At 64.5% G+C, this 23,615-nt stretch carries 19 protein-coding genes, 1 tRNA gene and 1 pseudogene; 13 read left to right on the top strand and 8 right to left on the bottom strand.

The genetic code is table 11. The features are described 5' to 3' along the window. The 3 genes and pseudogenes from CCC_RS22270 to CCC_RS20230 form a co-directional block, all read left to right on the top strand. Positions 1–127, top strand: a pseudogene (locus CCC_RS22270) (electron transfer flavoprotein subunit alpha/FixB family protein); the annotation flags it as partial. A 48-nt stretch (positions 128–175) separates the two neighbouring features. Further along, positions 176–1,054: a 3-hydroxybutyryl-CoA dehydrogenase gene (locus tag CCC_RS20235; protein WP_009868216.1), complete on the top strand. Its 879-nt coding sequence runs from the start codon at positions 176–178 to the stop codon at positions 1,052–1,054. Positions 1,055–1,246: 192 nt separating this feature from the next. After that, complete coding sequence (locus tag CCC_RS20230) at positions 1,247–2,914, top strand: methyl-accepting chemotaxis protein (protein ID WP_041042893.1); 1,668 nt, start codon at positions 1,247–1,249, stop codon at positions 2,912–2,914. A 22-nt stretch (positions 2,915–2,936) separates the two neighbouring features. Here the strand turns inward: CCC_RS20230 and secA are convergent, their stop codons facing one another. Both secA and CCC_RS20220 read right to left on the bottom strand, forming a co-directional pair. Beyond that, positions 2,937–5,639 (bottom strand): preprotein translocase subunit SecA, encoded by a 2,703-nt coding sequence (gene secA, locus CCC_RS20225; RefSeq protein ID WP_009868219.1) that lies wholly within the window; start codon positions 5,637–5,639, stop codon positions 2,937–2,939. Between the two features lie 123 nt (positions 5,640–5,762). Continuing rightward, complete coding sequence (locus CCC_RS20220) at positions 5,763–8,090, bottom strand: methyl-accepting chemotaxis protein (RefSeq protein ID WP_041042891.1); 2,328 nt, start codon at positions 8,088–8,090, stop codon at positions 5,763–5,765. A gap of 273 nt (positions 8,091–8,363) precedes the next feature. On the opposite strand from CCC_RS20220, the gene CCC_RS20215 reads away from it, so the two are divergent. From CCC_RS20215 to CCC_RS22265, 4 genes are all read left to right on the top strand, one after another. Continuing rightward, positions 8,364–8,448, top strand: a tRNA-Leu gene (locus tag CCC_RS20215). A 242-nt stretch (positions 8,449–8,690) separates the two neighbouring features. Then, positions 8,691–8,849, top strand: a complete 159-nt coding sequence (locus CCC_RS22510) for a hypothetical protein (protein ID WP_009868875.1) — start codon at positions 8,691–8,693, stop codon at positions 8,847–8,849. A 13-nt stretch (positions 8,850–8,862) separates the two neighbouring features. Continuing rightward, on the top strand, positions 8,863–9,588 hold the full coding sequence (locus CCC_RS20210; protein ID WP_041042889.1) for a hypothetical protein: 726 nt from the start codon (positions 8,863–8,865) through the stop codon (positions 9,586–9,588). Positions 9,589–9,599: 11 nt separating this feature from the next. Beyond that, the gene (locus tag CCC_RS22265) at positions 9,600–10,112 is read left to right on the top strand and encodes a hypothetical protein (protein WP_152619819.1); all 513 of its coding nucleotides are present in this window, start codon (positions 9,600–9,602) and stop codon (positions 10,110–10,112) included. 279 nt (positions 10,113–10,391) lie between these two features. Here CCC_RS22265 and CCC_RS20200 read toward each other — a convergent pair whose 3' ends face one another. Then, complete coding sequence (locus CCC_RS20200; RefSeq protein ID WP_009868874.1) at positions 10,392–11,081, bottom strand: pyrimidine 5'-nucleotidase; 690 nt, start codon at positions 11,079–11,081, stop codon at positions 10,392–10,394. A gap of 143 nt (positions 11,082–11,224) precedes the next feature. On the opposite strand from CCC_RS20200, the gene CCC_RS20195 reads away from it, so the two are divergent. Together CCC_RS20195 and CCC_RS20190 are read left to right on the top strand one after the other, a co-directional pair. Next, a complete protein-coding gene (locus tag CCC_RS20195; protein WP_236686425.1) occupies positions 11,225–12,874 on the top strand; it encodes a sensor domain-containing diguanylate cyclase in 1,650 nt (549 codons plus the stop codon). Then, positions 12,871–14,154, top strand: a complete 1,284-nt coding sequence (locus tag CCC_RS20190; protein WP_009868871.1) for a DUF2336 domain-containing protein — start codon at positions 12,871–12,873, stop codon at positions 14,152–14,154. Before CCC_RS20195 ends, CCC_RS20190 begins: the two co-directional genes overlap by 4 nt. Before the next feature lie 134 nt (positions 14,155–14,288). Here the strand turns inward: CCC_RS20190 and CCC_RS20185 are convergent, their stop codons facing one another. Genes CCC_RS20185 through CCC_RS20170 form a run of 4 tightly spaced genes read right to left on the bottom strand, consistent with a single transcriptional unit; the run spans position 14,289 to position 17,599 of the window. Then, positions 14,289–15,302 (bottom strand): NAD(P)/FAD-dependent oxidoreductase, encoded by a 1,014-nt coding sequence (locus CCC_RS20185; protein WP_009868870.1) that lies wholly within the window; start codon positions 15,300–15,302, stop codon positions 14,289–14,291. Positions 15,303–15,312: 10 nt separating this feature from the next. Next, positions 15,313–16,179, bottom strand: a complete 867-nt coding sequence (locus CCC_RS20180; RefSeq protein ID WP_009868869.1) for a TIGR01459 family HAD-type hydrolase — start codon at positions 16,177–16,179, stop codon at positions 15,313–15,315. Beyond that, positions 16,176–17,243 (bottom strand): quinone-dependent dihydroorotate dehydrogenase, encoded by a 1,068-nt coding sequence (locus CCC_RS20175; RefSeq protein ID WP_009868868.1) that lies wholly within the window; start codon positions 17,241–17,243, stop codon positions 16,176–16,178. The genes CCC_RS20180 and CCC_RS20175 overlap by 4 nt, the downstream gene beginning before the upstream one ends. Positions 17,244–17,245: 2 nt before the next feature. Further along, positions 17,246–17,599 (bottom strand): DUF952 domain-containing protein, encoded by a 354-nt coding sequence (locus tag CCC_RS20170; RefSeq protein ID WP_009868867.1) that lies wholly within the window; start codon positions 17,597–17,599, stop codon positions 17,246–17,248. Between the two features lie 187 nt (positions 17,600–17,786). Here CCC_RS20170 and CCC_RS20165 point away from each other — a divergent pair, with 187 nt between their 5' ends. Further along, a complete protein-coding gene (locus CCC_RS20165) occupies positions 17,787–18,446 on the top strand; it encodes a response regulator (RefSeq protein ID WP_041042883.1) in 660 nt (219 codons plus the stop codon). Continuing rightward, the gene (locus CCC_RS20160; RefSeq protein ID WP_052473407.1) at positions 18,433–21,081 is read left to right on the top strand and encodes a cation-translocating P-type ATPase; all 2,649 of its coding nucleotides are present in this window, start codon (positions 18,433–18,435) and stop codon (positions 21,079–21,081) included. Before CCC_RS20165 ends, CCC_RS20160 begins: the two co-directional genes overlap by 14 nt. Here the strand turns inward: CCC_RS20160 and CCC_RS20155 are convergent. Continuing rightward, the gene (locus tag CCC_RS20155) at positions 21,035–21,457 is read right to left on the bottom strand and encodes a response regulator (protein ID WP_009868864.1); all 423 of its coding nucleotides are present in this window, start codon (positions 21,455–21,457) and stop codon (positions 21,035–21,037) included. The two genes, CCC_RS20160 and CCC_RS20155, sit on opposite strands and share 47 nt — an antisense overlap. A gap of 290 nt (positions 21,458–21,747) precedes the next feature. On the opposite strand from CCC_RS20155, the gene nadA reads away from it, so the two are divergent. Continuing rightward, positions 21,748–22,770 (top strand): quinolinate synthase NadA, encoded by a 1,023-nt coding sequence (gene nadA, locus CCC_RS20150; protein WP_201773322.1) that lies wholly within the window; start codon positions 21,748–21,750, stop codon positions 22,768–22,770. Beyond that, positions 22,760–23,614: a carboxylating nicotinate-nucleotide diphosphorylase gene (gene nadC / locus CCC_RS20145; RefSeq protein ID WP_009866883.1), complete on the top strand. Its 855-nt coding sequence runs from the start codon at positions 22,760–22,762 to the stop codon at positions 23,612–23,614. Before nadA ends, nadC begins: the two co-directional genes overlap by 11 nt. Position 23,615: the final 1 nt, after the last annotated feature.

The raw sequence follows: 23,615 nt of genomic DNA, 5'->3' as shown, positions 1-23,615 counted from the left end.
GGATTCCAAGGTCATCGTCGCCATCAACAAGGACGAAGAGGCCCCCATCTTCCAGGTCGCCGATTACGGCCTGGTGGCGGACCTGTTCAAGGTGTTGCCGGAGCTTGCCTCCGAACTGAACAAGTAGTTTTCAACCTGCCCTAAGGCAAATGCCCTAGTATCCGGGAGCCACATAATGACTGCTATCAAGAAGATCGGTGTTATCGGCGCAGGCCAGATGGGCAATGGTATCGCCCATGTCTGTGCCGCTTCCGGCTTTGATGTCGTCCTGCTGGACGTCACCGAGGAAGCCCTGAAGAAGGGCATGGGCACCATCACCAAGAACCTGGACCGTGCCGTTTCCAAGGGCAAGCTGACCGAGGCTGAGAAGTCCGCCACCCTGTCGCGCATCAAGACCACCACCGCCTATGCCGATTTCTCGGACAGCGATCTGGTCATCGAGGCCGCCACCGAGGACGAGAAGATCAAGCGGGCCATCTTCGCCCAGCTCTGCCCGGTGCTGAAGCCCGAGGCCCATATCGCGTCCAACACCTCGTCGCTGTCCATCACCCGTCTGGGTGCCGCCACCGACCGTCCCGCCAAGTTCATGGGCATGCACTTCATGAACCCGGTGCCGGTCATGAAGCTGGTGGAACTGATCCGCGGCATCGCCACCAGCGAGGAGACCTTCTCCCTGGTGCGCGACATGACCGTGAAGCTGGGCAAGAGCCCGGTCTCGGCCGAAGACTTCCCGGCCTTCATCGTCAACCGCATCCTGCTGCCCATGATCAACGAAGCCGTCTACACCCTGTACGAGGGCGTCGGCTCGGTGACCTGCATCGACACCGCCATGAAGCTGGGCGCCAACCATCCCATGGGCCCGCTGGAACTGGCCGACTTCATCGGCCTGGATACCTGTCTGGCGGTCATGCAGGTGCTGCATGAAGGCCTGGCCGATACCAAGTATCGTCCCTGCCCGCTGCTGGTGAAGTATGTCGAAGCCGGATGGCTGGGCCGCAAGACCGGTCGTGGCTTCTACGACTACACCGGCGAGACCCCGGTTCCGACCCGCTAAGCGGACGTCGTTCGGTCAAGAGAAGGGCGGGAGGCCACGGCTTCCCGCCCTTTTTCTATTCCAGAAATGGCTGGCAACTCTTATCTTTTGCACACCCGATTGCACTGTGGTTAGGCGGTGCGCGGTGCTCTGTCAGCAGCAAGGCGGAGCGGGTCGGCATGGCCGGAAAGAGACAGGTAGCGAGGGCGTGTCATGGGATTTCATTGGACGATCACCCGTAAGCTTCAGACCATGACCATCTTGCTGCTGCTGTTGCTGACAGCCACGAGCGGCTTCGGCATCATGGGTATGAGCCGCATGCACGATGGCTTCAAGATGGTGACGGAAGACACCACCCAGGCGCTGATTCATCTGTCTGGGACCGTGGATGCCCTGCATCGCATTCGTGTCCGCCTGGTCGGGGCGACCATCGAGACGGATGCGGCCCGTCTGGCCGTGGTCCGCGACGAATATGCCAAACAGCTTGCCGATCTGAACAAGACATGGATGGCCTACACCGCCAGTCCTCTGTCGCCCGAGGAGGCAGCTCTGGCCCGTGACGCCGAGGCTGGCATCAAGGGCTATCAGGCATTCATTCAGGAAAGCTGGGACCGCATCGCCGCCGGTAACGCCAACGCCGTCCTCGTCGATCTGATGGGGGCCAAGGGGGTGGCCAAGTTCCGCGAGGCGGCGACCCCGCTTCGCAAGCTGCTGGATTACCAGAGAAAGGAGGCTGCGAATTTGTTCGCCGAAGGGGAGAGAGGCTATGAACGCGACCGCAGTGCCAGTTTCGGACTGGTCGGCCTCGGACTGGTTCTGGGCTTCACCCTGTCGGCGCTGTTCGGGCGTTCAGTGTCCCGCCCCATCCACAACATCATCGCTGTCATGGACCGGCTTGCCCGTAACGACACCGACGTCGAGGTGACTGGACAGGATCGCAGGGACGAGGTGGGGGGGATTGCCCGTGCCGTCCAGGTGTTCAAGCTGAATGCGCAGGAAAAAATCCGGTTGGAAGCATCCTCGCTGGAAAGCAAGCGGCAGGCGGAAATCCGCCATCACGAGGAAATGAAAGCCTTGGCCACCGAATTCGAAGCCGGTGTCTCCGGGGTGGTCGACAACGTGGCTACAGCGTCGGCCGAGATGGAACACACGGCCCAGGCGTTGTCCGGTCTTTCGGAGCAGGTGGCCCACAGGGCGCAGGACGTGGCGGACGCCTCGGAGCATGCCGCCGCCAATGTGGAGACCGTCGCGGCCGCGACCGAAGAACTGTCCGCCTCGGTCGCCGAATCGGCCCAAATCGCCCGCGCAGCTGTAGAAGAGGCCTCCCAGGCCAATGCCATTGTCCACGGCCTGTCCGAGGCCACAAAGCGCATCGGTGAGGTGGTGACTCTGATCAACGATATCGCTTCGCAGACCAATCTGCTGGCGCTCAACGCGACCATCGAAGCGGCCCGGGCGGGTGAAGCGGGAAAAGGCTTTGCTGTGGTGGCGGGCGAGGTGAAGAACCTCGCCAATCAGACGGCGCGGGCCACCGACGAGATATCGCAACAGATCTCTTCGGTGCAGACGGAAACCGGACGAGCCGTCCATGCCATCCAGGGCGTCGGCGCCACCATAACCCGCATCGATGCGATTTCAGCCGCTATTGCGTCCTCGGTGGAACAGCAAGGCGCCGCCACACGGGAAATCGCCCGCAACGTGGAAGAGGCTTCACAGGGTACTCAGTCAGTGTCCGGCAACATCGCCGGCGTCACGTCGGCGGCGCGGGAAACCGGCCAGGCCTCGGGGACCGTCCTGACCTCCGCAAGCAAACTGGCCGCGCAGTCGCAGACCTTGCGCGTCATCGTGCGGGACTTCGTGGAGAAGGTCCGCACCAGTTAACGGGGGCGTTCCGCGCTCCGCTTCAGGCCGCCCCGTGGCAGTGCTTGTACTTCTTGCCCGAGCCGCAGGGGCAGGGCGCATTGCGCGGCGTCGCGGCCCAGGTGGCGGGGTCGTTGGGGTCGATGGTGGTGTTGCGCTGGGCCAGGGCGATGGAGGCTCCGCCGCCGCCCGACAGGGCGGGATCTTCGCGGGTTTCCTGGGTCCGCGACGGGCGCTGGGGCTCGAGGGCCTGCTCCGCCTCTTCCTCGCTGGAGAAGCGTAGCTGGACATGGGCCAGGACCGAAGTGACGCGTTCGCGCAGGTCGAGCAGCATCTGCTCGAACATGTTGAAGGCCTCGCGCTTGTACTCGTTCAAGGGATCGCGCTGGGCGTAGGCGCGCAAGGAAATGCCCTGGCGCAGATGATCCAGCTGCAGCAGGTGTTCCTTCCACGACTGATCGAGGATCTGCAACAGCAGGCTCTTTTCCACCATGCGCATGGTTTCGGGCGAGTATTCGGCCACCTTGGCGGCGGCCTTGCGGTCGGCGTGGTCGGTGATGCGGGTGCGGATTTCCTGGTCGGCGATGCCTTCTTCCTTGCCCCATTCGGCGATGGGCAGGTCCAGGTTGAAGACGCGCAGCACTTCCTCGTGCAGCGCCGCCGTATCCCACTGGTCGGCATAGGCGCGTTCGGGGATGCAGCGGGCGACCATCTCGGCGATGACTTCGTGGCGGAAGGCGACGATCTCTTCCGAGACGTCGTCGGCGCTCATCAGGTCCTTGCGCTGTTCGTAGATGACCTTGCGCTGGTCGTTCATCACGTCGTCGAACTTCAGCAGGTTCTTACGGATGTCGAAGTTGCGGGCCTCGACCTTCTGCTGGGCCTTTTCCAGGGCCTTGTTGATCCAGGGATGGACGATGGCCTCGCCGTCCTTGAGGCCCAGCTTCTGCAACATGCCGTCCATGCGCTGGGACCCGAAGATGCGCATCAGGTCGTCTTCGAGCGACAGGAAGAACTTCGACGCGCCGGGATCGCCCTGGCGGCCCGAACGGCCGCGCAGCTGGTTGTCGATGCGGCGCGATTCGTGGCGTTCCGAGCCGACCACATAGAGGCCGCCGGAGTCGCGCACCTTCTGCTTGTTGACCTCGATCTCGGCCTTGAGGCCCTCGATGCGCTTGGCGCGTTCGGCCACGTCGGTGATGTCGGCCAGCTCCATCTTGGTGCGCATCTCGAGATTGCCGCCCAACTGAATGTCGGTGCCACGGCCCGCCATATTGGTGGCGATGGTCACGCCCCCGGGCACGCCAGCCTGGGCGACGATATAGGCTTCCTGCTCGTGATAGCGGGCGTTCAGCACCTGATGCGGAATCTTCTTCTTCTTCAGCATCTCCGAGAGCAGCTCGGACTTCTCGATGGAGGTGGTGCCCACCAGCACGGGCTGCATGCGGCCACGGCATTCCTCGATCAGGGTGACGATGGCTTCGTATTTTTCCTTGGCGGTGCGATAGACCTCGTCGTCGTGGTCCTTGCGGCTGACCGCCAGATTGGTGGGGATCTCGACGACGTCGAGATTGTAGATCTCGGCGAATTCCCCGGCCTCGGTCATGGCGGTGCCGGTCATGCCCGCCAGCTTGGGGTAGAGGCGGAAATAGTTCTGGAAGGTGATCGAGGCCAGGGTCTGGTTCTCGTTCTGGATGGTCACGCCTTCCTTGGCCTCCAGGGCCTGGTGCAGGCCCTCGGAATAGCGGCGGCCTTCCATCATGCGGCCGGTGAACTCGTCGATGATGATGACCTTGTCATTCTTGACGATGTAGTCCACGTCGCGGGTGAACAGCTTGTGGGCGCGCAGCGCCTGATTGACGTGATGGACCAGGCTGACATTGCCGATGTCGTAGAGGGTGCCCTTCATCAGGTCGGCGGCCTGCAGCATCTCCTCGACGTGTTCGGTGCCACGGTCGGTGAGCGTCACGGCGCGCACCTTCTCGTCCTTCTCGTAATCCTCAGGGACCAGGGCGGGCATCAGCTTGTCCACCAGGCGGTAGAGGTCGGAATTGTCCTCGGTGGGCCCTGAGATGATCAGCGGGGTGCGCGCCTCGTCCACCAGGATGGAATCGACTTCATCGACGATGGCGTAGTTGAAGGGCCGCTGGACCATCTCTTCCAGGCGGAACTTCATGTTGTCGCGCAGATAGTCGAAGCCCAGTTCGTTATTGGTGCCGTAGGTCACGTCGCAGGCATAGGCCTGCTGGCGCTCGAGATCGTCCATGCCGTGGACGATGACGCCGACGCTAAGCCCTAAGAAGCGGTAGATCTGGCCCATCCACTCGGAATCGCGCTTGGCCAGATAGTCGTTGACGGTGACCACATGCACGCCCTTGGCCGAGAGCGCGTTGAGATAGACCGGCAAGGTGGCGACCAGGGTCTTGCCTTCGCCGGTCTTCATCTCGGAAATGCGGCCCTGATGCAGCACCATGCCGCCCAGCAACTGAACGTCGAAGGGGCGCTGCCCTAAGGTGCGTTTGGCGGCTTCGCGCACGGTGGCGAAGGCCTCGACCATCAGGTCGTTCAGTTCGGTGCCGCTTTCCAGCCGGGCGCGGAACTCGGTGGTCTTGGCCTTCAGCTCGTCGTCGGAGAGCTTCTCGAAGTCAGGTTCCAAGGCGTTGACCGCCTCGACATGCTTCTTCAGCGGCTTGAGTACACGGTCGTTGGCGGTTCCGAAGATCCGCCGGGCAAGGGCGCCGAACATGAAGCTTCCCCAAGATATGAGAGCAGGCCCGAACGAGGGCCTATCGCGACCGGCAAGAGATAGAGGCCAGCCCGCCTTCTGTCAATGTTGCGGGCCGGTTCTGGGTAAGGAAAAGGCGGGTTTTCAGGCCGCGTGGCGCAGAGCCCGGGCCATTTCCTCCAGCAGGGACAGAACTTCGTGCGAAGCCCCGTTCAGCTTGTCCACTTCTTCCATGGCGGCCTGGGTGTCGCCCTGGGCGTGGAGGTCCAGGGCCCGCTTGCCATGGGCATGGACGCGCTGATGGGGATCGAGCAGGTTGCCATAGGCGGCAAGACCGGTCAGCCGGTCGTCCTTCAGGCTGTCGTACCACTTGCCCAGGCGGCAGGTATGGTGGTCGGCCAGCCTGTCGGCGGTCAGGTCGTTGCGGCCCATGATGCGGTCGATGATGGAGCGCTTGAAGCGGATATGGTCGTTCTTGGCCACCTGGAGCAGGGTTTCCGCCGTTCCCATCTTGGCGAAGTCCTCGGCGCGGCGGTCGAGAACCGTCGCCGCCTCGGTCATGGAATGCAGAACCTGGGCGATTTCTTCCAGATTATGCTCGGACAGCGAGGCGATTTCGCCGGTGGCCGACGAGACCTCGGCGGCGGCGGCGTTCTGCTGGCCGAGGATATCGGCGATGTCATGCATGCGCCGGGTCACGCCGTCGATCCGTCCGGCGATGGCCTCCAGCCCGCCGGTGACCTGGCCAACGGCGGCCATTCCGTCATTGGCGGCGCCGCGTGAGCGTTCCATGGAGGCCCGCGCGCCGTCCATGTCGCTGACCAGGCCTTCGATGCGGGCCCGGATATCGACGGTGGCCTTGGCGGTCTGGTTGGCCAGGGTTTTCACTTCGCCCGCCACCACGGCAAAGCCCTTCCCGGCCTCGCCAGCGCGGGCCGCCTCGATGGTGGCGTTGAGCGCCAGGAGGTTGGTTTGGCCAGCGATGGCCTCGATCTGGTCGATGATGGCGGCGATCTGGTCCGAGGCGCTGGACAGGGCTTCGATCTTGCCGCCCACGTCGGAGACCGCCTGCAACAACCCGTCCATGGCTCGGCGGGCGGCGGCGGTGGCCGAGACGCCTTCCTTGGCCGCGGCCTCGGCATCCGAAGCCTCGCCAGCGGCGATCTCCGAGGACTGGGCGATGGTGCCGACGGAGGCCACCAATTGCTCGATGGCGCTAGCGATGGACTGGCTCTGTTCCGAGGCGCGGCGCACCGAACCCGACATGCGGGCCAGAACCACACCGGCCTCGTTGCTCTGCATGGCGGCTTCGACGATGCCTTCCAGTTGCATCTGCATACCGTCGTTCAGCGCCTTGTGGCCCTGTTCCAACTCGATCAGGTTCCGCTTCTGGGCCTCTTCCAGTTCGGCGGTGCGCTGAACCTCCTTTTGGACCACCTGGACGGCGCGGGCCATGTGGCCGATCTCGTCGTCGCGTTCCAGCCCGTGGATGTCCACGGCGAAGTCCCTCCTGGCGATGCGGTCCATGGCGGCACTCATGGCCAGAACCGGCCGGGTGATGGAGCGGCTGAGCACCACGCTTAAAGCAACCGCCACCAGGACGGCGCCCAGGATCAGCAGGCTCATGGTCCGCCGCGCCTCGGACAATTGGGCGCCGTAGTGGGACGCGTCCATGACGATTTCGGCCACGCCCACCGGCTTGCCGCTGAAATCCTTGATGGCGCGGGCCAGCACGGCGGTTCGGGCGCCCTTGTCGCTTTCCATGGCCTTGACGATGTCCTTGCCGCCCAGGGCGGTGGCGATCTCGTCGGCCGATAGGGTGGAGGCGGGTAAGGTGCCAGCGAAGATCTTGAACTCGTCCTTGGCCTTGATGTGAAGCGCCACATCGACGCCGAAGGATTTTTTGAAATCGGCGAAGAAGGGCTGGCCGAAGCTCATGCCGAATTCCACCGAGCCCACATGGCGTCCCTCGTCGAACAGCGGCATCAATCCGCGCACGCCCAGGCCGGTAACGCCGAATTCAAGGCCGGAATTGGGCTGTTGCGTGGCGTTGGTCTGGACGACGGTCTGGCGGAAGGACGACAGGTCGTCGCCGAACTTGGCCGGGGAATTGACACGCAGGAACGAGGTGGCCGGGGGCGTGTGGAACTGGAACTGCTCGACACCGAAGGGCTGGGCAATGGCCTTGAACATGGGAACCATCTGGAGCGCCAGGGCATCGCGGCTTGCCGTGGCGACCAGATGGGGAATGCCGGGCAGATTGGCCACCAGGGCGGCCATGGCCTTGGCCTGGTCGGAGGAATTGCCGATGGCGTCGGACAACTGTTCGAAGCGGCCCATCAGTTCCCGCTGCTCGGCCTGCTCGATCAGCGAGACCGTGTGGCTGTTGCTGAACCATCCCATGGTGGCGGCGGTGCCAACCGACATGGCGACCAAAGCGGCGCCAAAGCGCGCGGCGATTCCAAAGGCCATGGACCGTCTTCCTTCCAGACAGGCAGGCGCCTGATTCGTTCCGGCGCGCGGACGCTGATCGATCCCTGAGAGCCACCCGGCCAGCCCAGGTTCGTCGCGCAGCGCACGCCGAAGGTGATGAATTGGCGGCACAACCTCCCCAGGGCGTGCCACGGCGCCATTAGATATGATTGTTTTAATATTAGCAATAAGTGTTTATACCGCTTCATCCTGGACGCAAGCCGGGGCTTGGGGCGGGAACGAGGCTGGGGTATAAGGACGGACTTTCCCCAAGGCCCCTTGGCGGAACTGGTAGACGCAAGCGACTTAAAATCGCTCGCCTTCGGGCGTGCCGGTTCGATTCCGGCAGGGGCCACCACCACATGGGATGACGTGCCAATTCGTCGCCGCGCCGCGATTATAGCGTGATCGCATGGTGAACAAAAAGAGTTCTGTCGCGCGGCGCGCTATGGTATAAACACTCATCAACGTCACAGTTGCGCCCGGACCGCCGAACACGCGGGGCCGGGCTTTTTTATGTCCAATTCAGATTGGGAGCGCCGCCGGGGCCATGCCTCGGCGATGGGTGTTGCACGCTCTGACGCTCGCCAAAGGAGAGCCATGATGAAATACCCATTCACCCTGACCGAGGCCAACCTGAAGAACGCAATGGCCGATCCCCGCTACACCAATTCCCGCCACCCGAACTCTCAGTCCTGGCGCGGCATGGTGTCCCAGGGCTTCGCCACTCTCTACCCCGACCAGACCCCTGCGCGGTGACCATACCGATCAGTTGGAGCGCCACCAGGGCGCCGACGGGCATATCTACGCCTCGGACGGGACCAAGGTGGCCAATGGCTCCTCGGGGTCCATTCACGTTCGTAGCTATAGCCGCACCATCAACGGCAAGGTCGTCGATGTCGCCGCCCATGAGCGGAGCGGCGGCACTGGCAGCTCTTCCAATGGGAGCGAGCCATGGCAGGGCAAGTCCAACCAGAAATTCCGAGAGAAAATCGCGGAGGCCGAGCGTAGCGACGTTCATCCCGGTGGAGGCTATGACCTGCGCAACGAAGACGGCTCAAGCGCGCTGGGGCGCTATCAGATTCTCGAAGGCTCTCTTAAAGACGCCGGTTGGAAAGATAGCCAGGGCAATTGGACCAACAAGGCTCGTGCGCAAGGGGTCGGTTCTGATCAGGATTTCCTCGACAAGCCCGACGCTCAAGAGGTTGCTTTTGGTGACGTCATGCGCCGCGCTGAGGAACAGGCCACCAGGAACGGCAGCATGGCGCATGCCGGAAAAGACTATGTCGGGCCGGATGGCAGCACCGTTCCGGTCACAGCCGGTGGTGTTGCCGCCGCCGCACATCGTGAGGGCGCGGGAAAAACCCACCAGACACTTGCTAAACTGGAGCGCCAAGCCAGCGGCAAAGCACAAAAATTTGATTCCGCCGACAGGCGTGTCATGCGTCGATTGCGCCAGTTCAGGGATACTCCATACACTCCAGGAGGCTGGAAATAAGGGAGGAGCAAGTGGGGAGACGTCTCAGGCTTATCGCGGGCGTAGTCTTTTTTTGGGCAGGCGCCGCCACGGCCCAAGAGATGCCGCCGGGGCGCGCCATCTCATTCCATAATACCCTTTCGCCCGAGGAACAGCACTTCATCCGCACCGCATCACACTTCCGGGAGGAGCGGCGAGATTGGCGGAATGCCATCAACAAGAGTGAAGTCTATTGGGCCGATGTGGACCTGAATGACGATGGTAAACCCGAACGACTGCTCCTCATGCAAAGTGCGTCCTGGTGCGGTAGCGGTGGTTGCCTGATGCGGATACTCACCTTGCGTGACGGTCGATGGCGCCTGCTCGCCAATGCCAGTGGAGAAGCGGGCTATGTCCGCGTTCTCCCCGATACCGATGGCGGTTGGCATCGGATCGGGTATGGCCGATGGGGTGATCTGCGGTGGAATGGCTGCGAATATGTTTCTGACGAGGACACCCAGACCGCCTATCGGGAGGTTTGCCGTCCCATACGCTCCAACGACTGACTGTCAGAAAATATGGCGGCGAGATAGTTCGCCAGCCTTACAATCACGCGGGGCGGCTTATCGGCGGACTTATATGATGTAAGTCCGCGCCCGCGTCGTTGGCGCTGAAAAGCACAACGCAATAATGACTGCGTAAACACAGAAACATACACAGTTTAGTATGTGCGCAAATTTCCCTTGTAAAAACAAGGCGCTATATAAACACGATTAACTTAAAATCGCTCGCCCTCGGGCATGCCGGTTCGATTCCGGCAGTGGCCACCAATTGGGGGGAAGCCTTCAGCCCCGCGCGGCCCGTTCCAGCCAAGCGGCCAGGTCGTCGGTGATGTGGTGGACGTGGGAAAGGTCGCCGCCATCCTGGCCCAGCACCTCGGTATCGGGGTGCCCATCCTCCTTGACCCACAATGTGGTCATGCCGATGGCGGCTGCCGGGCGCAGGTTGCGGTGGATGTCTTCGACCATCAGGGCGGAGCGGGGATCGACCGCGTGGCGGTCGATCATCAGCTGGTAGCATTCGGGCTGCGGCTTGGGGATGAAGCGGGCGGCGCGGATATCGAAGATGCCTTCGAAATGCCGGGCCAGTCCCAGGCGGGCCAGCACGTTCTCGGCGTGACGCTCGGAGCCGTTGGTGAAGATCAGCTTGCGCCCTGAAAGGGACGAAAGAGCTGCGTCCAGCCGGGGCGCCGCGTCCAGCACGGTGCAGTCGATATCATGAACGAAGGCCAGGAACGCCTCGGGCTCGATCTTATGCACCAGCATCAGGCCGCGCAGCGTGGTGCCGAATTCCTTATAGTAACGCTTCTGCAAGGCATAGGCGTCGTCCAGCGACAGGTTCAGACGCTCGGCAATGAAGCGTCGCATGCGGACGTCGATCTGCGGGAACAGGCTGGACGACGCCGGATACAGCGTGTTGTCCAGGTCGAAGACCCAGGTCTCGATGCGCGACAGATCGGGAAAATCCTTGTCCATGGCCCAAGAGGTAGCGCGCTCGGAGGCCCAAGGCAAGCTTGCCCCTTTAGGGGATCGTTAAGCGGCTATGCCTATGGTAGGAGGATCAACCATCAGATGGGCCGGATCAGCGTTTAATGGATGTGCCGGGTGAAAAATCGAGGGTGAAGCTTCCGCAAAGCGGTCGCCCCGCGCTTGTCCTGGGGGTGGAGGGGCTGAACGCCTTTCCCGGTCCGGCGGTGTTGCTTGACCGCGACGGCGGTATTCTCGCCGCCAACGGCCGGGCCGAGGCCCTGACTCACGCGCTGGTCCAGGAACGGCTCGGATGTCTGTCGGCCCTGTTGGCGCAGCCGGGGGCCACGTCGGTGGAGAGCTTGTCCCTCGCCACCGGAGGGACGATGATCCTCGATCTGGTGGCCATTCCCGCCGAGGGCGGCCAGACCATCCTGTTCGGCCGCGATGTGACCCTGGAACGCAATCTGCGCGCCGCCCTGGTGGAATCGCGCCAGCGCTATAAGGATCTGGTGGAGATTTCCAGCGACTTCGCCTGGGAGACCGGGGCCGACGGGCATTTCGTCTTCGTCAGCCCCAAGGGCGCCCTGGGCTTTGCCGCCGACGAACTGGTGGGGCGCCGCCCCAGTGATTTCGTGCTTCAGGAGGAAAACACCCACGGCCCCGGCCCCTTCGACGCGGTCTCTCCGGTCGAGGATATCGAGGTCTGGATGCGCCAATCGGACGGCCATCCGCTTTGCCTTCTGGCCTCGTCCACGCCCATCCGGGGCGATGGCGGCGAATGGCGCGGAGCGCGCGGCGTCTGCCGCGACGTGACGCAGGAGCGGCTGCGCGATGCGGCTCTGTCGCGCGCCAATAACCGCGAGCGCCTGCTCAGCTATATCGTGCGCACCATCAGGGACGAGGTCGATCCCTCGGACATGCTGAAGGCGGCGGCCGAGGCCACGGCCCGCGCCCTGGGCGCTTCCGGCTGCCAGATTTTCCGCATCCAGTCCGAGGATTCCGATTTCGCCCTTTCGGCCGAATATGGCGAATTCGGAGAGGCCCGCTCGGTACTCGATACTTTCGAAAGTTCCGACCATTACGATTCCGACCTGGGGGATTGGCGGGTCCTGGCCTCGGTCTGCCGTTACCGCCATTCCATCAACGGCGCCGTGTTGCTGTGGCGCCAGATGAACCGCGCCGCCTGGAGCGACGACGACCGGCTGCTCATCGACGACGTGGCCAATCAGGTGGGGCTGGCCGCCGAACAGATCACCAATCACGAACGCATGCTGAAACTGTCGCGCACCGACGGTCTGACCGGCCTGTTCAACCGCCGCGCCTTCTTCGAGGAGATCGCCCGCAGGTTCCAGCGCCTCAAGCGCGAGGGCAAGCCCGCCGCTCTGATCTATGTGGACCTGGACAATTTCAAGGCGGTCAACGACATCCATGGTCACCAGACCGGCGACGAGGCCCTGCTGGCGGTGCGCGAGATGCTCTTGCAGCATACCAGGCCCATCGATCTGGTGGCGCGGCTGGGCGGCGACGAATTCGCCATATGGCTGGAAGCCGCCGAGGAACATATCGCCATCAAGCGCTGCCAGGATATTCTGGAGGCGGCCAAGGGGCTGAACCACTTCTCCGGCTCGCCGGACAAGCCGCTGGGCTGTTCGCTGGGCGTGGCGGTTCATGGCGGCACTTACCAAGAGACCCTCGAGGAACTCATCGCCAGGGCAGACAAAGCCATGTACGAGGTCAAGCGTAGCGGCAAGGGCGCCTGGCGCATCGCTCCGCCCGCCCAGACGGGAGGGGCTGCGTGACCGGCTTTCTCAAGAAATTGTTCGGCGGCGGCCGCAAGGGGCCGCTGGATTACGAGCAGGCCAAGGAACTGGCCGCCCATTCCGATTCCAAGGTCCGCGCCGAACTGGCCGCCCGCGAGGACATCAAGGCCGAAATCCTTTATTTCCTGGCCGAGGATACGGATGTGGAGGTGCGCCGTCAGGTGGCGGCCAATCCCCATGCCCCCGCCCAGGCCAATCTGCTTCTCGCCTCCGATCAAAGCGACGCGGTGCGCGGTGATCTGGCCGCCAAGATCGCCCGCGTCGCTCCCGGCCTGTCCGCCCATGAACAGGACCGCCTGCGCCGCATGACCTTCGAATCCCTGGAGATGTTGGCCCGCGACCAGATCCCCAAGGTGCGCCAGATTCTGTCCGAGGCCTTGCAGGATGTGGCCAATGCGCCGCCCGATGTGATCCGCCGTCTGGCCCGTGATGCCGAATTGGTGGTGGCCGGGCCGGTGCTGCAATTCTCGCCGGTCCTGACCGATGAGGACCTGCTGGAGATCATCGGCGCGGGTCCCATTCCCGGCGCCCTGGCCTGCATCTCGCGGCGCTCGGTGGTCAATGTCAAGGTGGCCGACGCCATCGCCGCCACCGATGACGTGGACGCCATCGCCGTGCTGCTGGGCAATCCGTCCGCCCAGATCCGCGAGGAGACCCTGGACCGTCTGGCCGATCGCGCCGCCGATATCGAGGCCTGGCATCGTCCCATGATCGAGCGGCCGCAGCTTTCCGCCCGGACGGCGCAAAAACTGGCCCGCTTCGTTGCCGCCAATCTTTTGCAGACCCTGGCGGCGCGCCACGATCTGGATGCCGAGGCCATGGCCGCCGTGGCCGCCGTGGTGTCGCGCCGCATCGGCGAGATCGAGGATGACGCAGGCGCCAAGGGCGAGGCCAAGCGCGATGCCGACGAGGCCGCCGCCCTCCAGCGGGCCCACGCCCTGCACGCCGCCGGGCATCTGGACGAGACGGCCGTGGATACGGCCTTGTCCTCGGGGGACTATGCCTTTGTTTCCGCCGCCCTGGCGGTGCTGTCCGGCCTGCCGCCCAAGGCGGTGCGCAAGGTGGTTTATACCAAGAGCGCCAAGGGCATGGTGGCGGTGACCTGGAAGGCTGGCCTCTCGGCCGGGTTCGGCGGCCAGTTGCAGAGCAAGCTTTTGCGGCTGCCCCCCTCCAAGGTGCTGGCCCCCATGCAGGGCGACCACCCGCTATCCGCCGCCGAGATGGAATGGCAGCTGGAATTCTTCGGGGCGGGGGATTAGAGCGGAGTGCGCCAAATCTGGCGCACTCCGCGATCAGCCGCCATTGAGGCGGCGGCCAAGCGCGCCAAAGCGCGCGCCCGGCGAGGGACAAACATAATCTAGACCATCGTGCGTCATATTTGATGCACGATGGTCTAAGCCTTCGGCACCCCAGACGTGGTCGAATGCTCGAAGTGCAGGGCCTCGCCCGGATGGACCACGTCATGGGCCGAATGGGCGACGCGGGCGGCTTCGGCGAAGCCCGACAAGATCAGCTTAAGCTTGCCGGGATAGGTGCAGATATCGCCCGCCGCATAGATGCCGGGCGCGTCGGTGGCGCCCGTGGCTGGATCGACGGCGATCAGGTTGCGGTCCATGCCGAGATTCCACTGGGCGATGGGGCCGAGATCGCTGGACAGGCCGTAGAAGGGCAGCAGCACATCGGCGTCCAGGCGCTTGGTTTCGCCTTCCAGGGTGGCGACCACGACCGCCGACAGCTTGCCGTTCGCGCCATCCAGCCCGTGAAGCTGGTAGGGAACCACCAGTTCGACGCGGCCCGCCTCGGCCAGTTGCTTGAGGCGCGCCTCGGATTCGGGGGCGGCGCGGAATTTGGGGCGGCGATGGACCACCATGACCTTTTGGGCCACTTCGGAGAGCGAGATGGCCCAGTCCACGGCGGAATCACCACCGCCGGCGATCACCACCTTCTTGTCGCGGAAATCCTCGCGCTTGCGCACGAGATAGAAAACACCGGAGCCTTCATACTGCTCCAACCCATCCAGGGGCGGGCGGTTGGGGCCGAAGGCGCCGCCTCCGGCGCAGATGATCACGGCAGGCGCGGTGATGCAGTCGCCATTGGACAGGCCGCACTGCCAATGCCCGTCACTCTGGCGCGAAAGCGTGCTGACCTGGGTGGCGACATGGTAGGTGGGGTGAAAGGGGGAGGCCTGTTCCGACAGGCGCTCCACCAGATCGGCGGCCAGAATGGAAGGGTGGCCGGGAATGTCGTAGATGGGCTTTTCAGGGTAAAGGGCGGAGAGCTGGCCGCCGACCGCTTCCAGGGCGTCGACCACATGGCAGCGCAGCTTGACCATGCCGCACTGGAACACCGCGAACAGCCCCACCGGGCCGGCGCCGACGATCACCACATCGGTTTCGTGCTGGGCCATGGGAGTCTCCTTACCAGATGAATTTAGAAAGCGCGGCGACGGGCATTTCGCCGTGGTGACGGGCCAGTTCGGCCAGCCGGACCGGATCGGCGGTCTCGCCCCATTTGATGCCAAGTTCGTCGGCATGGATGCCGCCGGTGACCAGCACCGCGTCGATGCCCCCGGCCCGCGCGCCCCGGATATCGGTGTGAAGGGCATCGCCCACGGCGCAGACGCGGGTCTTGTCGGCAATGCCCAGCGCCGCCAGCGCCACCTCATAGATGGCCGCATCGGGCTTGCCCCGCTGCACCACCAGACCGCCCATATCGGCATAGCGGTCGGCAATGGCTCCGGCGCAGGTGATGCGCTTGCCCTGGCGGATGACCACATGGTCGGGATTGGCGCAGACCATGGGCAGGCGGCGCACCAGGGCGCCGTCCAGCACGGACTGGTAATCGGCAACGCTCTCCGTCACTTCCACCGGCCCGGTATTGAGGACGAAATCGGCGGATTTCAGGTCGACCGACCGGTAAGGCAAAGAATCGAAGACATTGCGGTCGCGCTCGGGCCCCAGATGGTAGAGATTGGGGCCCAGGCCCGCGAAGACGGGATCGGTGCGGCGTTCCAGCTCCAGATGCACCGCCTCGCCCGAGGACAGGACCTCGTCATAGAGATCGCGACCGATGCCTAAACGGGTCAGCTGATCGATCAGGGCGCTCGCCCGGCGCGGTGCATTGGACAGCATGATGGTGCGCTTGCCCGCGGTGCGGAGCGCCGCCAGGGTTTCGGCGACGCCGGGATAGGCGACGACGCCGTCATGGATGACCCCCCACAGGTCGAGGACGAAGCCGTCATAGCGCTGGGCAACGGCGGCCAGTCCCGATATCTGCGCAATCACAATCCGTGGCCCCGATGATCGGCGCCCACGGCCTGGGCGATGGAGGAGAACCCGTCGCGGGCCAGCAATTCGGCCATTTCGCGCTTGATGCGGGTGACCAGGGCCGGGCCTTCATAGACCATGGCGGAATAGAGCTGGACCAGCGAGGCTCCGGCCCGGATCTTGGCATAGGCCTCGGACCCCGAGGCGATGCCGCCCACGCCGATGATGGGCAGCTTGCCCTGAGTCAGTTCGTAGACCCGGCGCAACATGGCGGTAGACGATTCGAACAAGGGCGCGCCCGACAGGCCGCCGGTCTGGCCCGCATTCTTCGAGCGCAGAGAATCGGGCCGCGCGATCGTGGTATTGGAGACGATGAGTCCGTCCAAGGCGCCAGCCAGGGCCACGGTGGCGATATCGGACAGATCCTCCCAGGCCAGATCGGGGGCGATCTTCAAAAGCAGCGGCGGCGCGCCCGACGGCATGGCCTTGGTCAGGGCGGCGCGGGTGCGGCCCACCAGGGATTCAAGTTGGTCACGGCCCTGAAGGGCGCGCAGGCCGGGCGTGTTGGGCGAGGATACGTTGATCACCAGATAGTCGGACATCGGCGCCAGGCGGGCGGCGCCCTTCTCGTAATCGGCGGCCGCGTCCTCGGTGTCCTTGTTCTTGCCGAGATTGGCGCCGACGATGCCGATGCGCGGCCGGGCCGCCAGCCTTGCAGCCACCGCATCGAGACCCTGGTTGTTGAAGCCCATGCGGTTGATCACCGCCCGGTCCTCGGACAGGCGGAACATGCGGGGCTTGGGGTTTCCCGGTTGGGGCCGAGGCGTGACCGAGCCGATTTCCACGAAGCCGAAGCCCTGGTCCAGCATGGCGTCGGGGACTTCGGCATTCTTGTCGAAGCCTGCGGCCAGTCCCACCGGATTGGCGAAGTCGCGACCCCACAGTCGCACCTTCAGGGCGTCGGGATTGAAGACCGGCTGTTTCGGCACCAGACCGGCCTTCAGCAGTCTGATTGTCAGGCCATGGGCGATCTCGGCGTCAAGCAGGCGGACCAGCGGCCCGGCAAGGCGAAAGTAGTTCAAGGTCAGTCCTCGATGGCTGGAAAAACGTGACTGCCGTCCGGGCCAAGCGGCAGATCGGCAGCCCAAATCACCGCAGACAGCGGCAAAGGGCCGTAAAGATGGGGGAACAACTGGCCGCCGCGCGACACTTCCCACTTCAGGGCGGGGCCCAAGGACGGCGTTGCCACGGCGATGATTACCAGCCCGTCCTGCCCGGCCCGATGCTTGGCAACGCTGGCCTTGACCTGGGTGGGGCCGGAGAAATGGATGAAGCCGTCGGCCTCGTCCTGGGACGATCCGCCATATACCCCTGTCGTCTGGGCATATTGCCACTCGCTTCGACGGCATACATGATAGATGGTTGTGGGCGTGCTCATGGCGGCGGACCATACTGGAAGTCGGGCGGAAACGCCAGGGACCCTCGCTGGGATGTACGGTTTTACCTGCGACGAAAGTTGTGGTGGGTTGCAAATTTTTTCATGGCGACGAAGCCTTATTCTTGCCACCATGGCGCGGATGGGCAACGGCGTTTCATACAGCCGGGAGATGCATGGTGGGGACGAGATGAAGATTCTTATCGCCGATGACCATGAACTGTTTCGTGACGGGCTCCGCCATGTCCTCGATCAGTTCGAAGGACCGCCCACGATCATCGAGGCCAGCGATTTTCACCAGGCCATAGCGGCTGTTCAAACCCAGAAGGACATCGACATCGTCCTTCTCGACCTCACCATGCCTGGCATGGCCTGGGCCGAAGGTTTGGCCAAGCTCAAGGAATTGTTGCCCTCTGAAGTGCCGCTGATCGTCCTGTCGGCCTCGGATGACCGCCGCCATGTGCTGCAGGCGGTCAATATGGGGGCCGCGGGCTTCATTCCCAAGACCTCGTCGTCGCGGGTCATGCTGTCGGCGCTGCAACTGGTGCTGTCGGGCGGCGTCTATCTGCCGCCGGCGCTGCTGGATCAAAGCGGGCCGGGCGGCGATGACGGCGCCCCGGTGGCTGGCGAATCGGCCATCGCCGCGCTGACGCCGCGCCAGCGCGAAGTGCTGGCCCTTCTGGGCCAAGGCAAGTCCAACAAGGAAATCGCCCGCGTGCTGGAATTGGCCGAGGGAACGGTCAAGCTGCATGTGACCGCCATCTTGAAGGCGCTTAACGTCAACAACCGCACCCGTGCGGTGGTGGCGGCTTCGCATCTGGGGCTGACGGCCCCCGATGCCGCCGTCTGACGCCGAGGTCCTCTGGTACAGGCTTGGCGCGGATGAGATCCGTGCCCGCCACGGATGCGGGGTCCAAGGCCTTGCCGAGACCGAGATCCGGGCGCGTCGCCAGACATTCGGGTTCAACCGTCTTCCAGAAAAACCGCCCAGGCCCGCCTGGGCGGTTTTTCTTGATCAGTTCCGCAATCTGCTGACCTTGATGCTGCTGGGGGCCGGTGTGCTGGCCGGGCTGGTGGGCGACACCACCGATATGGTGGTGGTGCTGGCGGTTACACTGTTCAATGCCACTCTCGGCTATGCCCAGGAACGCCGGGCAGGACGCATGCTGGGTGCGTTGAAGGCCATGCTGGCCCAGAAGGCGCGGGTGCGCCGCGCCGCCGGAGAGGCGGTGATCGGTGCCGAGGATCTGGTGCCCGGCGATCTGGTCCTGCTCAAGGCCGGGGACCGGGTGCCCGCCGATGGGCGGCTGGTGGACGGCCAGGATGTGGAGGCCGACGAAGCGGCGCTGACCGGAGAATCCGAACCGGTTGCCAAGATCACCTCGGCGCTGGACCACGACGGCGTGCCGTTGCCCGAGCGCATCAACATGCTGTTCATGAATTCGGTGCTGACGCGGGGCCGCGCCGAAATGGTGGTGACCGCGACCGGGCCGGATTCCGAGATGGGCAAGGTCGCCGCCCTGCTGGACGCCGCCGAGGAGGGCCCGACTCCGCTGCAGAACCGTCTCGACCAGTTGGGGCGCCGTCTCAGCCTCATTGCGGCGGTGGTGGTGGGCTTCGTCCTGATTCAGGGGCTGCTCTCCGGTCAGCCCCTGGGCCAGGTTGTGCTGACGGCGGTCGCCCTGGCGGTGGCCGCCATCCCCGAGGGCCTGCCCGCCGTGGTCACCGTCACCTTGGCCTTGGGCATGGTGCGCATGGCGGCCAAGGGCGCGGTCGTCCGAAGGCTGGCGGCGGTGGAGACCCTGGGCTCGACCAGCGTCATCTGCTCCGATAAGACCGGGACCCTGACCCAGGGGCGGATGACCGCCCTGGAAGCCTGGGCAATGGGGCGCGGCCACGGCTTTGCCGCCGATACCCGACCGGTCGGTCTGGAAGTGGCGCTGGCTCCGGCGGGGCTGTGCACCGAGGCCCGGCTCAACGCCGAAACCGGCGAGGCGGTAGGCGATCCTACCGAACTGGCCTTGCTGCGGCTGGCCGAGCGGGCGGGGGCGCTGCCGATGAAGAATTGGCGGCGGCTGGCGGAACTGCCCTTCAGTTCCGGGCGAAAGCTGATGGCCACCCTGGATACGGTTGGCGGGGTCTGTCTGTTGTCGGTCAAGGGGGCACCCGACCGGGTGCTGGATCTGTGCGATTCGGTCCTGACAGAAACCGGGCCCCAGCCGCTGGACGAGGCCCTGCGCCGGGAACTGGTGACACGGATGGAGGCGATGGCGGGGCGTGCCCTTCGAGTCATTGCCCTGGCGTCTCGGCCTGCTTCCGAGGGCGAGGATATGTTGGCTGGCCTGAGCGGCCTTACCCTGTACGCCCTGATCGGGCTGGCCGATCCGCCGCGTCCCGGCGTGGCCGATGCCATCAGGACCTGCCGCGCCGCCGGGATCGCCGTGAAGATGATCACCGGCGACCACCGTGTGACGGCGGCGGCGGTGGCCCGTGCCTTGGGATTGGAGGGCGAGGTGGTCGATGGCGCCCAGTTGGATGCCATGGACGAGGCGGAACTGACGGAACGGGTAAGGGGCATCGCCGTCTTCGCCCGCGTCACGCCCGAACATAAGGTGCGTATCGTCCGGGCGCTGAAGGCCTGTGGGCTGGTCACCGCCATGACCGGCGACGGGGTCAATGACGCCGCCGCGCTGCGCACCGCCGATATCGGCGTCGCCATGGGCAGAACCGGCTCGGACGTGACGCGCGAAGCCGCCGCCATGGTGCTGACCGCCGACGATTTCTCCACGGTGGTGGGCGCGGTGCGCGAGGGCCGCGTCATCACCGACAACATCGTGAAGTTCGTGCGCTTTCAACTGTCCACCAATATGGGGGCCCTTCTGGCGGTGCTGCTGGCGCCCCTGTGCGGACTGCCGGTGCCGTTCAGCCCCATCCAGATTCTATGGGTCAACATCATCATGGACGGTCCGCCCGCCATGGCCCTGGCCTTCGACCCCGCCCGCAGCGGCCTGATGAACCAGCCTCCCCGTGGCCGCCAAGCCCCGATCCTGCCCTTGACGCGGCTGGTTCGCCTGTTCGGCTTTGGTCTTTTGATGGCGGCGGGCACGCTGGGAGTGCTGTGGTGGGAGGGCGGTGGCGAGGATGTTATCCGGGCCCGCACCATGGCCTTCACCACCTTCGTGCTGTTCCAGGTGTTCAATGTCTTCAATGCGCGGGTGGGAACGGAAAGCGCATTTGGCCGCGCAGCGCTGGCCAATGGCAAGCTGTGGAGCGCTCTGGCCGGTATCGTGGTGTTGCAGGCGGTGGCGGTGCATTGGCCACCGGCCCAGGCCCTGTTCCACACCACCGGCCTTGGCCCCACGGAATGGATCGTGGCGGTGGTGCTGGGGGCTTCGGTGCTGGTGCTGGAAGAGGGGCGGAAACTGGTTTGGCGCCTGGTCAGCCCAGCGCGCGCGACAGAATATCCTGAAGCTGACGGCCGTTAACGGGCTTGTGCAGGATGGGGGTGCCCTCGGCCTCGGCCTGTTTGAGGCCTTCGCCGGTGACGGTGGTGTCGCCGGTCACCACGGCGCCGGGGATGGACTTGCCGAAGGATTTGCGCAGCAGGCTGATGGCAGCGGTCCCCGTCTGGCCGTCGCGCAGGCGGAAATCCGACAAGATGAAGGCGGGCGGCTCGCCCTCTTCCTCCAACTGCTCGACGGCCTCGTCCGCTGACTGGGCGGCGACGACACGATAGCCCCAGCTTTCGAACAACATCTGATAACCGGCCAGTACGATGGCCTCGTCCTCGATGACGACCACCAGAGGCGGCAACGCGGCGGTGTTCTGGGCCTGTGTGGTCCGTCCAGCCAAAGTCGTCATGCCAAAATCCAATCCGTCATCCCAAATCCATGATGCTCGCGAAGTCACTCTAAGTGAAGCGCGCGGTGGTCATAAGCCCCTATACACAACGCTGGTGGGGATGAACCGTCTTGGACCATCGAGTGTCAAATCTGACGCGCGATGGTCCGGTTTGTCTCTGTCCCTTGCCGGGCGGATGCCTGCGGCACCCTCTAGGGGGCGGTGAAGGGTTGCTTTGCCGGTGCGATTCGTCCTTTACTTCCCCCTCAAGCGATGCGGGGGAAATCGTCCCCTGGGAGAAAGTCAGACCGATGACCGATACCATTATCCTGCCTTCCGCCGGTGCCATGACCGAAGCCGATATCGATCCGACCCTCGACCTCGTGGCCGAGATCGGCCGCCTGCGCAAGGAGCGCAATGCGGTGATTCTCGCCCACTACTACCAGGAAGGCGAGATTCAGGATCTGGCGGATTTCGTCGGCGATTCCCTGGATCTGTCGCGCAAGGCGGCGGCCACCGATGCCGATGTCATCGTGTTCTGCGGCGTGCGCTTCATGGGCGAGGTGGCCAAGATCCTGTCGCCGTCCAAGCTGGTGGTGATCCCCGATGCCGAGGCGGGATGCTCGCTCGAGGAATCCTGCCGGCCCGAGCCGTTCCGCGCCTTTCGCGAAAAGCATCCCGACCATATCGCCGTCACCTATATCAACTGTTCCGCCGAGGTGAAGGCGCTGTCCGACGTGATCGTCACCTCGTCCAATGCCGAATCCATCATCCGCCAGTTGCCCGCCGACCGGCCGATCCTGTTCGCCCCCGACCGCCATCTGGGCGCCTATATGCAAAAGAAGACCGGGCGCGACATGACCCTGTGGCCGGGAAGCTGCATCATCCACGAGCAGTTCTCCGAGAAGGAACTGGTCAAGCTGAAGGTCCGCCACCCCAAGGCCCTGGTGGCCGCCCATCCGGAATGCCCGGACAGTATCTTGAACCATGCCGATCATGTGGGTTCGACCCGCAACATCCTGGACTTTGTGCTGGCCAGCCCGGCCCAGGAGTTCATCATCGCCACCGAACAGCACATCATCCACCAGATGAGCAAGGCGGCGCCCGGCAAGACCTTCATCCCCGCCCCCGGCGCCGATGGCGGCTGTTCGTGTTCCAACTGTCCGTTCATGGCCAAGAACACGTTGGAGAAGATTTATCTCTGCCTGAAGAACGACGCCCCGGCCATTACCGTGCCCGAGGATCTGCGCGTGGCGGCCTTGAAGCCGCTGGAGCGCATGCTGGAGATGAGCAAGTCGGTTCCCATGTCGGGTGAGAAGACCAATGCGGCCTGACGTCGACTGGGATGACGCCCGGCGGGTGATTCTCGCCGCCTTGGCCGAGGATACGGGGGCGGACAAAGGCGGCGAGGGCGAGGACATCACCTCGGCCTCGGTGATTCCCGCCGATCTGCGCTTTACCGGCGTCATGGCGGCGCGCCATACCATGGTGATCGCCGGGATGCCGGTGGCCCAAGAGGTCTTCCGACTGGTGGTGCCCGAGGCCCGCTTCACCGCCAAAGTCGCCGACGGCGATAAGGTGGAGGCGGGCACCGTGTTGGCCGAGATGGAAGGCCCGGCGCGCGGTCTGCTGACGGCCGAGCGCACCGCGCTCAACCTGCTGCAATTGCTGTCGGGTATCGCCACACTGACCAGTCAGTATAGTGAGCGTATCAAGGGCACTGGCTGCACACTTCTCGATACCAGAAAGACCATTCCCGGCCTGCGCCGCCTGTCCAAATACGCCACCCTGTGCGGCGGGGCCAAGAACCATCGCATGGGCCTTTATGACGGCGTGCTGATCAAGGACAACCATATCGCCGTCTGTGGCGGAGTGGGCGAGGCGGTGCGCCGGGCCAAATCGCAAGGACGGCCCAATATCGAGGCCGAGTGCGACACGCTGGAGCAGGTGGCCGAGGCGGTGGCGGCGGGTGCCGATATCGTGCTGCTCGACAATATGGGGCCTGACGTTCTGCGAAAGGCCGTCGCCATCGTCGCGGGCCGGGCCAAGACCGAGGCGTCGGGCGGCGTGACGCTGGAGACCATCCGCGCCATCGCCGAGACTGGCGTCGATTTCGTCTCGGTGGGACGCATCACCCAATCGGCCCCGGCGGTCGATATCGGGCTGGACTGGAGCTGAG

The organism is Paramagnetospirillum magnetotacticum MS-1, from assembly GCF_000829825.1.
Taxonomy (GTDB): Bacteria; Pseudomonadota; Alphaproteobacteria; order Rhodospirillales; family Magnetospirillaceae; genus Phaeospirillum; species Phaeospirillum magnetotacticum.
The sequence above is the reverse complement of the archived record's forward strand: the minus strand, read 5'-3'. Positions and strand labels throughout refer to the sequence as shown.